We start from the raw sequence: 14137 nt of genomic DNA, 5'->3' as shown, positions 1-14137 counted from the left end.
CGGAGCCTGGCGCTCCACCGTTACCCCCTGAATCCATGAAACCTCTCGTTGTAGCCGCCTCTTTGTCCCTCTCGCTGGGCCTGCCGCTGGCCCAGGCCGACACCCTGCCGGCGCGCAAGCCGGGCCTGTGGGAGGTCTCCATCACCGCTGCCGGCCAGTCGGTGATGCGCCAGCAGAAGGTGCTGCAGTGCACGACGCCCCAGGTGGACGCGGTGACCCTGCTTGCCGTGGTTCCGGGGCAGGAGCATTGCCATGAAACACGCGTGAAGAAGGGAGAGAACGGCACCCGGTTCGACGTCCAGACGGTGTGTTTCGTGCACGACAACCGGGTCACCGCGCGCATCCAGCTGTCGGGCGACTTCCAGGAGTCCTACCAAGGGCAGTTCGAGGTGTCCTATTCTCAGCCCGTTCCCCACGGCAACGCCGGCGTGACGCAGTTCAGCGGGCGCCGCCTGGGAGACTGCAGGCCGGGCATGAAGCCCTCGGACATGGTGTTGCCCAACGGCGTGACCGTCAACATCGTCGACAGCCTCAAGCAGCGCGAAGGCCATGGGGGGCACTCGCACTGACGCCCGTGCGTGCTTTCCCTCCCAGGACAAGAAAAAAACCCCACGGGCGCTTGCCGCCCGTGGGGTTTTTTCATGCATGCCGCTGCCGGCGCCTTGCTTACTGGCTGATTTCCAGCATCACCACATGCCCTTGCGCCGCCGGCCAGGTCTGGCCCGTTACCCGTTCGCCGTTGAATTCGGCCGCGATGCTGCGCACGCCGCCAGCGGGCTTGACCTTGGCGGATGCCACGCCCGCTCCGGGGGGCACGCCAGCGGGCGGGGCGCCGTCCAGCAGCATCCTGTCGCGCGCCGGGTCCAGGTAGCCGCGGGGGCGGGCCAGGGTGATGATGCTGTCCGCGCCCTTGTCCGCGTCGGCCATGCGTTCAGGGCGCAGGTGGATCAGGTCGCTGCCGCGCGGGAAGCCGCTGCGGTAGATGTGGGTGGTGGCGTAGCCGGGCGCGGTGATCACGAACTCGATGGGCGAGCCGGTGGGGACGGCGAGCGGGCCCCACTGGCCATCCGCGCCCACTGCCTTGCGCAGCAAGGCGCTGCCGGTGCGGGCGCCGGTGGCGGGGTCGGTCGTGTACACCTCCAGCTGCGCCCCCGGCAGGGGCAGGTTGTTGCTGAAATTGCCGGTCCTGGGGTCGGTGGAATCCACGCCCAGGCCGGTGACCTTGCCATTCAGCACCACGGCCTTCTCGGCGGCGATCTCGGTGCGTGCCGGGGCCTTGCCGGTGATGAAGCGGTAGGTGGCCTCGAACGCGGCGGGTGAATAGGATGTCTCGCGGTGGTCGATGCGCGGGATGACCACGTTGGTGGCGCCCTTGAGCTCGGGGCCCGCGGCCGTGACGTTGGTGGCCGTGCCCTTGGCGCCGATCCACACGCCGTCGGGCTGGGCGAACTTGTCGTTGTTGTCCGAGCGGATGGTCAGCCATTTCACCGGGCCGCTCACCTCGTCCCCTGCGGCGTTCTTGGCGGCATTCAGGGCCTTGAGGAACGGGCCGGTGCCCGAGAACTCGTTGCCTTCCCGAAAGCCTGGAACCGCCCACACGCCGTGGTTGGGCGTACCGCCGAGGATGGCGTGGCTCACGGTCTGGTCGCCGCCGCCGTTGTAGACGTAGTTGCGGATGGCATTGCCGCCGCGCGAGTTGCCCACCAGCACGACCTGCCGGGCGCCGGTGGCCTGGAGCACCTTGTCCACCTCGGCCTTCAGGTAGGCCATGTGCTCCGCCGCCGAGGTGCGGCCGGGCTGGGGCTTGCCGTCCTCGTCGCGCGAGAGCGGGTAGGGCACGTCGATGGCGTGCAGGCGTTCGCGCGGCCAGCCGTTCGACTCGAACCGCCACACGGTGGTTTGCCACAGCGCGGCGGTGTCGCCGTTGCCATGCACGAAGACGATGGGCGGCGCCTCCGCCAGGCTGGGGCTGCGGGTGGCGCAGCCCGCCAGGGCCAGGCTGGCGGCGGCAGCGGCGGCCACCAGAAGGGAGCGGCGTGGCAGCAAGTGCGTGTTGTTCATGGGGGGGCTCCAGAAAGAAAAAATGCCCGTGGACCGGTGGGCCCACGAGCATTGCACGGTTGCGTGACAGTCCTCTTCAGGCAAACACGCCTGCGGTGTCCTGCATGCGGCTCGACACCTCGCCCAGGTGGTGCAGCGTGTCGCCAAAGGTCATTTCCAGCTGCGTGAGTTTCTTGAAGTAGTGGCTGCCGATGTATTCGTCGGTCACGCCGATGCCGCCGTGCAGCTGCACCGATTGCTGGCCCACGAAGCGCATCGATTGGCCCAGCTGCACCTTGGCGCGCGCCATGGCGGCGCGGCGTTCGGCGGCGGGGGCGCCCAGCTTGAGGCTGGCGTAGTAGCTCATCGAACGGGCCAGCTCCAGCTGCATCTTCATGTCGGCCACGCGGTGGCGCAGCGCCTGGAAGCTGGCGATGAACACACCGAACTGCTTGCGCTGGTTCATGTATTCGACGGTCAGCGACACCGTCTTGTCCATCACGCCCACGGCCTCGGCGCAGGTGGCGGCGATGCCGGTGTCCACGGCCAGCTCCAGCGCGGCCAGGCCGTCGGTGGTGAGGAGCGTGGCGGGGGCGTTGGCCAGCTGCACTTCCGCCGCGCGGCTGCCGTCCTGCGTGACGTAGCCCCGCGTGGTCACGCCAGCGGCCGAACGTTCCACGAGGAAGAGGGCGATCTTGCCGTCCAGCTGCGCCGGCACGATGAAGGCATCGGCCTGGTCGCCGGCGGCTACTATGCTTTTTGTAGCTGTTACCACATGTCCTGATTGCGCTTGAGTGGCTTTTGCTTCACAAACGTCCAGGCGGTAGCGCGCCTTGCGCTCCTGGTAGGCCAGTACCACCAGCGCCTCGCCGCTGGCCACGCGGGGCAGCCAGGCGGCTTGCACGGCGGCAGTGCCGTATTGCGACAGCACGCTGCTGGCGATGAAGGCCTGCGCGATGGGCTCGAGCACCATGCCGCGGCCCAGTTCCTCGGCCACCACCATGGCGTCGATGGCGCCCTGGCCCATGCCGTCGTGGGCTTCGGGCACGGTGAGTGCGGTCAGGCCCAGCTCGGCCAGTTCGCCCCAGGCGGCGCGGTCAAAACCGCCAGCGGCCACGGCGGCGCGGCGGCGCTCGAAGGTGTAGCCCTTGTCCACCCACTTGCGCACGGCATCGCGCAGTTGTTCCTGGTCGTCAGAAAAATCGAAATCCATGTTCTTGTCTCCTGGAACTTGGGTTCAGCCGAGGACGGTCTGAGCCACGATGTTGCGTTGGACTTCATTGCTGCCGCCGTAGATGGTGGTCTTGCGCAGGTTGAAGTAGGTGGACGCCAGGGGCGCGTTGGCGCTGACGCCGCCAGGGAAGTCGCCTTGCCAGCCCGCTTCCATCGCTTCTTCGATGAAGGGCAGGCTGAACGGGCCGGCGGCCAGCATCATCAGTTCGGCGTAGCGCTGCTGGATCTCGCTGCCCTTGATCTTGAGCAGGCCGGCGATGTCGAGCGAGTTCTTGCCCGATTTTTCCGCCGAGAGCACGCGCAGCACCAGCATTTCGAGGGCCACGACGTCCACTTCCAGCAAGGCGATCTGGTCGCGGAAGCGCTGGTCGTCCCACATGCCCTCGGTCTTGGCGATGCGCTTCAGGCGCTCCAGCTCGCGCTTGCTGCGGTTCACGTCGGCGATGTTGGTGCGCTCGTGGGAGAGCAGGTGCTTGGCGTAGGTCCAGCCCTTGTTCTCTTCGCCGATCAGGTTCTCGGCGGGCACTTCGACGTTGTCGAAGAACACCTCGTTGACCTCGCACTCGCCGTCGAGCAGCTTGATGGGGCGCACGGTCACGCCCTTGGACTTCATGTCCAGCAGCAGGAAGGAGATGCCCGTCTGGGGCTTGCCCTCGGTGCTGGTGCGCACCAGGTTGAACATCCAGTCGCCGTGCTGGCCGAGCGTGGTCCAGGTCTTCTGGCCGTTGACGATGTACTTGTCGCCCACGCGCTCGGCGCGGGTCTTGACCGAGGCCAGGTCCGAGCCCGAGCCCGGTTCGCTGTAGCCCTGGCTCCACCAGACTTCGCCGCTGGCGATGCCGGGCAAGAAGCGCTTTTGCTGTTCGGCATTGCCGAAGGCCATGATCACCGGGGCCACCATCACGGGGCCGAAGGGGATGATGCGCGGCGCGCCGGCGAGCGCGCACTCTTCTTCGAACAGGTGCTTTTGCACGGCGGTCCAGCCAGGGCCGCCGAATTCCTTGGGCCAGCCGAAGCCGAGCCAGCCCTTCTTGCCCAGAATCTTGGCCCAGCCCTGCATGTCTGCACGGGTCAGGCGCAAGGCGTTGTGGACCTTGTGGGAAATTTCCTGGGGTAGGTTGGCGTGGACCCATGCGCGAACTTCTTCGCGGAAGGCCTGTTCTTCGGGGGTGAATGCGAGATCCATGCGGCTTGTCTCCTGAGAAGTCCTGTTTGTAGCACGGTCGTTCGTTTTATTCCTGTCCGGGTGGCGACATTCCATCCGGCGCGGGGGCGATGCCCAGCTCGGCGCACAGCCGTTCCACGGTGGCGCGCAGGCCCGCCACCTGGGCTTCCAGCGCCTCCACCCGCGCCTGCAGTGCGGCCGGCGTGCCGCCACCGCCGCTGCCCGGGGCGGGAACGGCGGCGCTGTGGGTATCGACCGGCCCGCACAGCAGGTGTGCCCACCGCTGCTCGCGCGCGCCGGGCGCGCGGGGCAGCAGCAGCACCAGCGGGCCGCCTTTTTCGGCGCTGCGCTCCTGCAGCTCGTCCAGGAAGGCCTCCACCGAGGAGATGTCGGCGAACCGGTACCAGCGCTCGGCGTTGATGCGCAACTCGCCCGCCGTCTGCGGCCCGCGCAGCATCAACAGGCCCAGCAGCACGGCCGACTGCTCGGGCACGCCCACGCCGCGCTGGAAGTTGTGCTCCCAGCGCGTGGTGCGGTTGCCGGTGGTCTCGAAGGCCAGCGTGAGGAGCTTGAGCGAGTCCAAGGCCTCCTGGGCGTCGGCGTCGCTCAGGTGCATCACCGGGTCGCGGCTGGTCTTCTGGTTGCAGCCCGTGAGCAGGCCGTTGAGCGACATGGGGTAGCTGTCGGGCACGGTGCGGGCTTTTTCCATCAGCGTGGCCAGCACGCGGGCCTCGTTCGGGGTCAGGGGGCGGGTTGCGGGGTCGAATGGCATGGCAGGGATAATCCGGGGTTGAGCGTCGCAGTGCAATTTATGAAGAACATCGTGATTTTGATCTCCGGCAGCGGCTCCAACATGGCCGCCATCGTGCGGACCGCGCAGCAGGAGAACTGGGAGCAGCGCCATGGCGCCCGTGTGGCCGCCGTGGTCAGCAACAAGCCGGAGGCCGCCGGCCTGGCCTTCGCGCGCGAGCAGGGCATCGCCGCCGAGGCGCTGGACCACAGGGCGTTCGCGAGCCGCGAGGCATTTGACACCGCACTGGCCGCCACCATCGACCGCCACGCCCCGGCGCTGGTGGTGCTGGCCGGGTTCATGCGCATCCTCACGCCCGGCTTCGTGGCGCACTATGCGGGGCGGCTGATCAACATCCACCCCTCTTTGCTGCCGGCTTTCACGGGGCTGCACACGCACCAGCGCGCCATCGACGCGGGCTGCAGGTTTGCGGGGGTGACGGTGCACCAGGTGACGGCGGAGCTGGACGTCGGGCCCATCCTGGACCAGGCGGTGGTGCCAGTCCTGCCGGGCGACACGGCAGACACCCTGGCCGCCCGCGTGCTCACGCAGGAACACGTGATCTACCCCCGCGCCGTGCGGGCGCTGGTGCGGGCCCTGTAGCGCACCCGCCATTGCGCGGGGATGCGCCATGGTGAGCGGGCTAGAGGGTGCTGACCACCTCGGCCGAGTGGCCCTGCAGCACCTCCTTGACCCTGGCCGTCTGCTCCGCGCTGGTGGGGTGGGCGACCACAGCCCAGTGGTTGTGGCGCAACGCCGAGCGCACCTTGGTGATGAGCAGGACGTGGTCGGGCCGCATCGACAGGAGCCCCCCGCCCAGCATGCCGAACGTGGTGCCAAAACCCACCAGGGCGATGAAGGCCAGCAGGGGGCTGCTCACCATCATGGGGTGGCCTGCGTTGTAGAACCAGGCAAAGAGCGCCAGGCCTGCCACGGCCCCGGCGGCGCCCACCACGATGTGGGTCTGGAAGAAGGTGCGGGCAATGCCGCGCGGTTCGGGCTCGAGCGAGCGCGCGAACAGGTCGCGGCGCGATGCGCGCGCATCCTGCGGGCCCAGCAGCCGGACCTGTCCGGCCTGCAGGCCGCCGATGCGCAGCATCTGCGCCATGGAGGTCTCGGCCTGGCTTTGCTGGGCAAACAGGCCGGCGACCTTGGTGAGTGAGCGTTCTCCGAACAGCCCTTGGAGTAGATAGCCCATGGGAACCTCCTGGGATCAAGCCGGGCCCTCCGTGCCCGGCGATGTGGGTGGGAGGAATGCTGCAGGGAGCTGGCAGCCTCCCACCGGGTGCCAGGGCATGCGGGCCCAGAGCTCACGGTAGGCCGCATCTGGCCGGGGCGCTGTAGGACGCGGCGGGCCGTCGGGGTAGGTGCCCTGCGTTCGGGGGCATGTCGCCCTGCGCGGCCAGAAACCCGTGGCGCCAGCGCAACGCGTTCCAGCTGGCCGATACCGCCTTCGCGCGTGCCGTGCCGTGGCGTGGCCGGACCGGGTTCAGCGGGGACCGGCTTCGTCGCCGCATTTCTCGAACCGGGGCCGCGCCACGCCATCGATGAGCACCTGCTCCTCGAACATGGCGGCGGGGCGTACCCACAGCCCCCGCTGGCCATAGAGCGCGCGGTACAGCGTCATGGGCTCCAGGGTCTCGCTGTGGCGCACGGTGTCGATCACCTCGTAGAGCATGCCCTTGTAGTGGCGGTACAGGCCCGGCGGGGTGCGGATGAGCGTGGGGAGGTCGTTGTCGTTCATGGTTAGGATGGCGGCTGAAAATCAACCAAGAGTGGGGGACGCCAGTGGATCAGGCAGATTTTGTGCACATGGTGCGCATGAGCGAGCATGCCAGTGCCGACAACAGCCGAGCGTACCGCCGCAGCGTGGCCGCGTTCGCGGCGCTGGGCTATGCGTGGGTGCTCGGCTGCCTGGCCCTGGCCGTGGGCATCCTGGCGTGGGTGGTGCCGCAGCTCCTGCACGGTCGCTTTCGTTTTGCCATGGTGTGGCTGCTGCTGGGGGCTGGCGGCCTGCTGTGGGTGAGCCTGCGGGCCCTGTGGGTGCGCTTTGACGCACCCGCCGGCGTGGAGATCACGGTGCTGGAAGCGCCCGAACTGTTCGAGGCGCTCGACCGCATCCGCCGCAAGATCAAGGGCCCGCCCATCCACAAGGTCACGCTGAACGACGAGTTCAACGCGAGCATCCAGCAGCTGCCCCGCTTTGGCCTGCTGGGGGGCGCGGTCAACCATCTGAGCATCGGGCTGCCCCTGCTCATGGCACTGGATCGGCCGCGTTTCCTGGCCGTGCTGGCGCATGAATACGGGCATCTGCGCGGCGACCATGGCCGGTTTGCGGCATGGATCTACCGCACGCGGCTGTCCTGGATGCGCCTGAACCACAGCCTGGCGGACGACGAAGGCCCGGTGGCCGCCGCCACGCAGGCCTTCATGCGGTGGTACTTTCCGCGCTTTTCCGCCAAGACCTTCGCGCTGGCGCGCCAGGACGAGTACGAGGCCGATCGCATCGCGGGCAAGCTGCTGGGCCGCGAGGTGGCGGCCGCCGCGCTGGCTGAAATCGAGATCCGTGGCGCGTGGCTGCAGGCGGAATTCTGGGGAAACCACTGGTGCGAGGCCGCGGGCAACCCGCTTCCCGTGGGCCCCTATCGCGCCATGCGCCGCTGCCTGGCGAAAGCCCCCGACCCGGCGTTCGCCAACGACGCGCTGCGCCAGGCGCTCAAGCGCCTGAGCAGCGTGGACGACACCCACCCTGGCCTGCGCGACCGCATCGAGGCGCTGGACGCAACGCCCACGCTGCCGGACTGGTCGCGCGGCAACGCGCTGGCCCTGCTGGGCACGGAGGCCAGGCGCTGGGTGGCCCACTTCGACAAGCAGTGGTGCCGCGACAACGCCACGGAGTGGAAGCAGCACCATGCGTGGCTGGGGCGCGTGCGCGCACGTGCCGAGGCCCTGGGTGCATCGACCGCCCAGAGCAGCGCCGCCGACCTGGTGGAGCTGGCGCGCCTCCAGCGCCATCTGGACCCCCGTGCCGATGTGCGTGCCCTCTACGAGCTGGCGCTGGAACGCAGTCCCGAATACCCCGCCGCCCTGCGCGGGCTGGTGCCTTGCCTGCCCGACGATGACCGCGAGGGCAAGCTCCAGCTGCTGCACCGGGTGTGGGAGGCGGGCAGCAGCGACCGCTACTGGGCGGCACGCACCGCCCTGGCCGAGCTGGAGACACCCCGCCTGGGTCTGGACCACGATGCCGCCGCCTTCAAGCAGTGGCGCAAACGGCTGGAGCGCGCCCAGGAGTCGGAGGAGCGGGCCTGGGAAGAGCTGTCGGGCACCTCGTTCTTTAGCCAGATCGTGCGGCACGACCTGAGCTCCTTCGAGCTGGCCGAGCTGCAATCGGAGCTGGCCCGTTGTGCGCCCCTCGCCCGTTGCTGGCTGGTGCGCAAGAACCTGCGCGAGCATCCGCAGCGTCGTGCGTACCTGGTGTTCCTGGAGCTGCCAGGCATGGACGACGAAAGCCGCTACCACCTGTGCCGCGCCCTGGAGCGCAATCTGAGCCTTCCGGGCCCCGCGCTGGCGCTGTGGTCGGGCGAATCTCCTTCGCTCAAGGAAATCGAGCGCCATGCGTTCGATCCGATCTATGCCCGTTGATGGCCAACTTTTTGCTCGTCCCTTTCTCGTCTGCACGGTGAGTTGCACACGGCGTACCCCTCCGGGGGGTGACGGTAAGCAGCTCAGGGGGTGGACAATACGGGGATGCATCCCAAAGTTCTTCTCGACGCCTGCGCCGAACTGGTCAGGCTCACCCTCACGTTTGAACACCCCGCCGACGCGGTGGTGTCACGGTTCTTCCGCGACAACCGGGGCCTGGGGCCCCGCGAGCGGGCCACGCTGGCCGAAACGGTCTACACCGTGCTGCGCAAGAAGCTGCTGTTCGACCACATGGCGCCCTCCGGCTCGGGCCCCAAGGAACGCCGCCTGGCCATCCTGGGCTTCTACGGCCCGCGCGATTTCCTCAAGAGCGCACTGACCGACCAGGAGAAGAACTGGCTCGACCAGTGCGACGCCGTCACGGTCGATGACCTGATGGAGCGCCACCGCCACAACCTGCCCGAATGGCTCGTCAAGCCCTTGAAGGACCAGCTGGGCGAAGGCTTCTGGCCGCTGGTGGAAAGCCTGGCCCAGAGCGCGCCGCTGGATTTGCGCGTCAACGCGCTCAAGGACAAGCGCGCCGATGTGCAAAAGGAGCTCGCCAAGGCCGGCATCAAGGCCAGCCCCACGCCGTATTCGCCCTGGGGCCTGCGCATTGACGACAAGCCTGCGCTGACCAAGCTCGATGCGTTCACGCGCGGCGCCATTGAGGTGCAGGACGAAGGCTCGCAGCTGCTGGCCCTGCTGCTTGACGCCAAGCGCGGCGAGATGGTGGTGGATTTCTGTGCCGGGGCGGGCGGCAAGACGCTGGCCATCGGCGCGGGCATGCGCAGCACGGGGCGACTCTATGCGTTCGACGTGTCGGCGCACCGCCTGGATGCGCTGAAGCCGCGCCTGGCCCGCAGCGGCCTGTCGAACGTGCACCCCGCCGCCATCGCCCATGAGCGCGATGACCGGGTCAAGCGGCTGGCGGGCAAGATCGACCGCGTGCTGGTGGACGCCCCCTGTTCGGGCCTGGGTACCTTGCGCCGCAATCCCGACCTCAAATGGCGCCAGTCGCCCAAGGCCGTCGAGGAGCTGGTGGCCAAGCAGACCGCCATCCTGGACAGCGCAGCGCGCCTGCTCAAGCCCGGCGGCCGCCTCGTGTATGCCACCTGCAGCATCCTGCCGCAGGAAAACGAGGCCATCGCGGACGCGTTCAGCGCCACGCACCCTGATTTCGAACTGCTAGACGCCGGCGAACTGCTGGAGCAGCTCAAGGTCGAGGGCGCCAAGGGCCTGTGCAGCGGCGGCGAAACAGGCAGTGGTTTTCTGCGCCTGTGGCCCCACCGGCACCAGACGGACGGCTTTTTCGCCGCCATCTGGTCCAAAAAGAGCTGAGTTACCGCTCTAAAGTTTCTAAATACGCGTAAATACTGTGGATACCCCTGAACTCTGCACGGGGTACTCCCTCTAAAATCAGGTACCCGCTCCGCTGGCGAGCGGGTTCTCTGTAGTAAGGCTTCCCGAATATGCTGTTACCCGATTGGGCTGTGCTGAACGCCGCCATTGACTGGCTCGGCCATGGTTTGTGGAACCTGGCCTGGTGGCAGATCATCCTGTACACCCTGGCGACGACCCACATCACCATCGCGGCGGTCACGATTTTCCTGCACCGCGCCCAGGCGCACCGCGCATTGGATTTGCATGCCGTCCCCTCGCACTTCTTCCGTTTCTGGCTGTGGATCGGCACGGGCATGGTCACCAAGGAATGGGTGGCGATCCACCGCAAGCACCACGCCAAGTGCGAAACGGTGGACGACCCGCACAGTCCCCAGACACGGGGCCTCGATACCGTGATGTGGCGTGGTGCCGAGCTGTACCGCGCCGAGTCGAAGAACATGGAGACCATGAAGAAGTTCGGCCACGGCACGCCGGATGACTGGATGGAGCGCAACGTCTATACCCGCTACGGCTGGCAGGGCGTGGGCCTCATGCTGATCCTGAACCTCGCCCTGTTCGGTGCCCTGGGCGCTGCCGTGTGGGCGGTTCAGATGCTCTGGATTCCCTTCTGGGCGGCGGGCGTGGTCAATGGCGTGGGCCACTACTGGGGCTACCGCAACTTTGAGGCGCAGGATGCCAGCACCAACCTGTCGCCCTGGGGGATCATCATTGGCGGCGAGGAACTGCACAATAACCACCATACCTACCCCACCTCGGCCAAGTTCTCGGTCAAGCCCTATGAGTTCGATATCGGCTGGGTCTACATCAGTTTGATGAAGAAGATCGGCTGGGCCACCGTCAAGAAGGTTCCACCCAAGCTGCAGCTGGGCGATGTGAAGCCCGTCGCGGACGAAAAGACGCTGGAAGCCCTCATCGCCAACCGCTACGAGGTGATGGCCGGTTATGCGCGCGGTGTGCGCCAGGCCTGCAAGGAGGAGATTGCCGCATTGCAGGCGCGCCAGGCCGATGCGTCGGTGCTCAAGGCCGCCAAGCGCTGGCTTCACCGCGATGCGGAGAAGGTGCCTGCCGTGGCCCTGCCGCAACTGGCCCAGGCGCGTGCCGCGCACCCGGCCCTCGACAAGATGGTGACCATGCGGGAAGAATTGCGCCAGCTGTGGCTCAATACCTCGCACTCCCGCGAGCAGTTGACGGCCGATCTGCAGGCATGGTGCCGCCGCGCCGAGGAAAGCGGCATTGCGGCGCTGCGCGAGTTCTCGCTGCGGTTGCGTGCGGCCCAGGCCTAGAGACAGCCGGCCGCCTGCCGCGGCGCCCGGATGCGAAGGAAAAAGGCCTTGCCGTCCGGCAAGGCCTTTGTCTTTTCTGCCGCCTTGCCGCTTCACCGTGCGGCGTGCAAGGCGCCGCCAAGTGTCCCCTCCTTGCGGGCCTTCCCGCCCGCCGAGAAAGCCCTGCGCAGGCGTCTCCAGGCTTTCTGGCCCAGTCCGGGCACGGGTGTGCCTTCCACGATCCTGACTTCCGCCGGGCCCTGCGTGGCGCTGCCAAGCTGCACCCAGGTGGCCTGGCGGTGCTCCACCACCCACGGCAGGTGGTCGCCCGCCTTCAACCGCGCCAATGGTGGCGAGTGCAGCGCGTGCCCGAGAGAGCGGGGCGCAAGGCGGATGGCCACGTCCCCCCGGGTCGCGTGCACCCGGCTGCCGGGTGCGAGGCAGGCCCAAAGGCTCTGGCCGGGCGCGATATGCAGGGTGAGGAAAGGGGTGGGGATGGCGGTGGGCTGGGGGCGCGGTTTCATGGTGCGGGTCCTCCGGGGACAAAAGGCTGTAGCGAGGGCTTGAGCGTAGGAAATGCCGCCCCGCCGCAACAGGTACACGCTCCCCCGTGAGGAGGTAGAACAGCAGCGATAGCGGGCATGCTGTTATGGTTGCTTCTGCCCTTTCCTGTATCTGTACCCGTGGATGGCGTTCAGGCACCATCCACAGACCGGCTGCGGCGCCCATCCCATGGCGCAGCGGCATCCTTCGTTCTCCAGCCATGCCACGCTCCTCCGACACCCGGGAACCTCCCCTCTACCGCCAACTGGCGGCCTTGTACGAGCAGGCGATCGCCGCGGGCAGCCTCAAGTCCGGCATGCGCATGCCGTCCATGCGCGAACTGTGCCAGCGCCATCAGGTGAGCCTGACCACGGCGCTGCAGGTGCTGCGCCACCTCGAATCCCAGGGGTGCGTGGAGGCGCGCGAGCGCGTGGGCTACTTCGTGCGCGAGCTGGGCGGCGTGGCGCTCCCGGAGGCGCGCGAACCCGAGGTGCATGAACCGCTGGCCAGCGACCCCCAAGCCTTTGCGGGTATCAATGAGCGCATTTCGGTCTTTCTGGACAAGGCCCGCCGTGCAGGCCCCCTGCCGCTGGACCTGGGCAGCGCGATGCCGGCGCCCAGCCTGTTCGATGCGAAGGCGCTCAACCGGCTTGCCCATGGCCTGCTGCGGGAGCAGCCGGACATCCTGGTGTATGGCCCTTCGGCACCCACGACGCATCCCGAGTTCCAGCAGGCCATGGCGCGGCATGCGCTCACCTTTGGGGTCTGTGTGGCCCCTGCAGACATTGGCGCCACCCATGGAAACTCCGAGGCGGTCAACCTGGCCCTGGATGCGGTGGCCGAGCCGGGCGATGTGATTGCCGTCGAATCGCCCACCTTCTTCGGCATCCTCCAGGCCATCGAGGTGCGTGGGCTGCGCGCGCTGGAGATCCCCTGCAGCCCCCACACCGGCATATCGCTGGAGGCGCTGGAACTGGCCGCGCGCAACGAGCCGCGGCTCAAGGGCGTGGTGGTGGTTCCTCATCTGCAGATGCCGCAGGGCAGCGTGATGCCCGACGCGCACAAGGAGCGCCTGGTGGCGCTGTGCGTGGAGCATGGCCTGGCCCTCATCGAGGACGATATCTACCGCGAATTCGTGGAGTCGCCGCATGTGCTGCGCCCCGCCAAGGCCTGGGACCGGCCGGGCGATGCGGGGCAGGTGATCTATTGCGCCTCGCTCAGCAAGAGCTTCGCCCCCGGCCTGCGCCAGGGATGGATGAGCGCGGGGCGCTGGCAGGCCCGGGTGCAGATGCTCAAGTTCGCCCGCACGCGCAACATGCAGACGTGGTCGCAGCTGCTGGCCGCGCGCAGCGTGGATTCCCCGGCCTATGAACGCCACATGCGCCGCATGCGTGTGCAGCTGCGCCTGCAGCGGGAGCAGTCCGCGCGGGCCGTGGCCCGCTACTTTCCGGCCGGCACGCGGCTGAGCCTGCCTCCGGGAGGGTTGAGCCTGTGGCTGGAGCTGCCGGCCGGCATTTCGTCCACGCTGCTGTACGACCAGGCGCTGCAAAGCGGCATCCGCATCGCCCCCGGGCCCATGTTCACCAACACGGGGCGCTATGAACATTTCCTGCGCCTGAGCTGCGGCATGCCCTTCACCGCGCAGGTGGAGGAGGGCTACCGCACGCTGGGTGCCTTGATGGCGGACCAGCTGGCCGTGCGGGCACCCGCCTCGCGCAAGGTTGCCTAGGGGGCCGCCAGCGCTGCCCTGCGCACGGCTCTGGGCAGGTGCAGGCGGAGACAGGCATAAAAAAACCGCCCGGGGTCCGGGCGGTTCTTTGGGGAGAAAACGAGGCTGAACGATTACTTCAGCTTCATTTCCTTGTATTCCACATGCTTGCGAGCTTTTGGATCAAATTTCATGATCAGCATTTTCTCGGGCATGGTCTTCTTGTTCTTGGTCGTGGTGTAGAAGTGGCCGGTACCCGCAGTGGATTCCAGCTTGATCTTGTCGCGTCCGCCTTTGCTTGCCATGGTGCT

General features: G+C 67.8%; 14 protein-coding genes. 6 read left to right on the top strand and 8 right to left on the bottom strand.

Annotation, left to right across the window (positions count from 1 at the left end; translation table 11 throughout):
• Positions 1-35 precede the first annotated feature (35 nt).
• A complete protein-coding gene (locus AC1RVY_RS25350; RefSeq protein WP_492253709.1) occupies positions 36-569 on the top strand; it encodes a DUF3617 domain-containing protein in 534 nt (177 codons plus the stop codon).
• Positions 570-666: 97 nt separating this feature from the next.
• Here the strand turns inward: AC1RVY_RS25350 and AC1RVY_RS25345 are convergent, their stop codons facing one another.
• From AC1RVY_RS25345 to AC1RVY_RS25330, 4 genes are all read right to left on the bottom strand, one after another.
• Positions 667-2061 (bottom strand): alpha/beta fold hydrolase, encoded by a 1395-nt coding sequence (locus tag AC1RVY_RS25345; RefSeq protein ID WP_492808858.1) that lies wholly within the window; start codon positions 2059-2061, stop codon positions 667-669.
• A gap of 76 nt (positions 2062-2137) precedes the next feature.
• Entirely contained in the window at positions 2138-3253 is a 1116-nt protein-coding gene (locus AC1RVY_RS25340) for an acyl-CoA dehydrogenase family protein (protein WP_492245897.1), read from the bottom strand.
• A 24-nt stretch (positions 3254-3277) separates the two neighbouring features.
• Positions 3278-4459, bottom strand: a complete 1182-nt coding sequence (locus AC1RVY_RS25335; RefSeq protein WP_218340011.1) for an acyl-CoA dehydrogenase family protein — start codon at positions 4457-4459, stop codon at positions 3278-3280.
• A gap of 46 nt (positions 4460-4505) precedes the next feature.
• The gene (locus tag AC1RVY_RS25330; protein ID WP_492808855.1) at positions 4506-5210 is read right to left on the bottom strand and encodes a YceH family protein; all 705 of its coding nucleotides are present in this window, start codon (positions 5208-5210) and stop codon (positions 4506-4508) included.
• Positions 5211-5249: 39 nt separating this feature from the next.
• Here AC1RVY_RS25330 and purN point away from each other — a divergent pair, with 39 nt between their 5' ends.
• Positions 5250-5831 (top strand): phosphoribosylglycinamide formyltransferase, encoded by a 582-nt coding sequence (purN, locus tag AC1RVY_RS25325; protein WP_218295738.1) that lies wholly within the window; start codon positions 5250-5252, stop codon positions 5829-5831.
• Positions 5832-5871: 40 nt separating this feature from the next.
• Here the strand turns inward: purN and AC1RVY_RS25320 are convergent, their stop codons facing one another.
• A complete protein-coding gene (locus tag AC1RVY_RS25320; protein ID WP_492808853.1) occupies positions 5872-6426 on the bottom strand; it encodes a hypothetical protein in 555 nt (184 codons plus the stop codon).
• 291 nt (positions 6427-6717) lie between these two features.
• Positions 6718-6972 (bottom strand): DUF1653 domain-containing protein, encoded by a 255-nt coding sequence (locus tag AC1RVY_RS25315; RefSeq protein ID WP_492808851.1) that lies wholly within the window; start codon positions 6970-6972, stop codon positions 6718-6720.
• Positions 6973-7016: 44 nt separating this feature from the next.
• Here AC1RVY_RS25315 and AC1RVY_RS25310 point away from each other — a divergent pair, with 44 nt between their 5' ends.
• From AC1RVY_RS25310 to AC1RVY_RS25300, 3 genes are all read left to right on the top strand, one after another.
• Positions 7017-8870 (top strand): M48 family metallopeptidase, encoded by a 1854-nt coding sequence (locus tag AC1RVY_RS25310; RefSeq protein ID WP_492808849.1) that lies wholly within the window; start codon positions 7017-7019, stop codon positions 8868-8870.
• A 105-nt stretch (positions 8871-8975) separates the two neighbouring features.
• Positions 8976-10250 (top strand): RsmB/NOP family class I SAM-dependent RNA methyltransferase, encoded by a 1275-nt coding sequence (locus tag AC1RVY_RS25305; RefSeq protein ID WP_492245894.1) that lies wholly within the window; start codon positions 8976-8978, stop codon positions 10248-10250.
• A gap of 131 nt (positions 10251-10381) precedes the next feature.
• Entirely contained in the window at positions 10382-11596 is a 1215-nt protein-coding gene (locus tag AC1RVY_RS25300) for a DesA family fatty acid desaturase (RefSeq protein ID WP_492808847.1), read from the top strand.
• Positions 11597-11688: 92 nt separating this feature from the next.
• On the opposite strand, the gene AC1RVY_RS25295 is transcribed toward AC1RVY_RS25300, so the two are convergent.
• Positions 11689-12099 carry a hypothetical protein gene (locus tag AC1RVY_RS25295; protein ID WP_492808845.1) on the bottom strand — a complete coding sequence of 137 codons (411 nt, stop codon included), beginning with the start codon at positions 12097-12099 and terminating at the stop codon, positions 11689-11691.
• A 239-nt stretch (positions 12100-12338) separates the two neighbouring features.
• Here AC1RVY_RS25295 and AC1RVY_RS25290 point away from each other — a divergent pair, with 239 nt between their 5' ends.
• Entirely contained in the window at positions 12339-13847 is a 1509-nt protein-coding gene (locus tag AC1RVY_RS25290) for an aminotransferase-like domain-containing protein (protein ID WP_492808843.1), read from the top strand.
• A gap of 113 nt (positions 13848-13960) precedes the next feature.
• Here AC1RVY_RS25290 and rpmG read toward each other — a convergent pair whose 3' ends face one another.
• A complete protein-coding gene (gene rpmG / locus AC1RVY_RS25285) occupies positions 13961-14131 on the bottom strand; it encodes a 50S ribosomal protein L33 (RefSeq protein WP_008904999.1) in 171 nt (56 codons plus the stop codon).
• Positions 14132-14137: the final 6 nt, after the last annotated feature.

The sequence above is a fragment of the Acidovorax sp. GW821-FHT11A03 genome (assembly GCF_058809075.1).
Note: the sequence above shows the minus strand (reverse complement) of the source record. Positions and strands in the feature narration are given on the sequence as shown.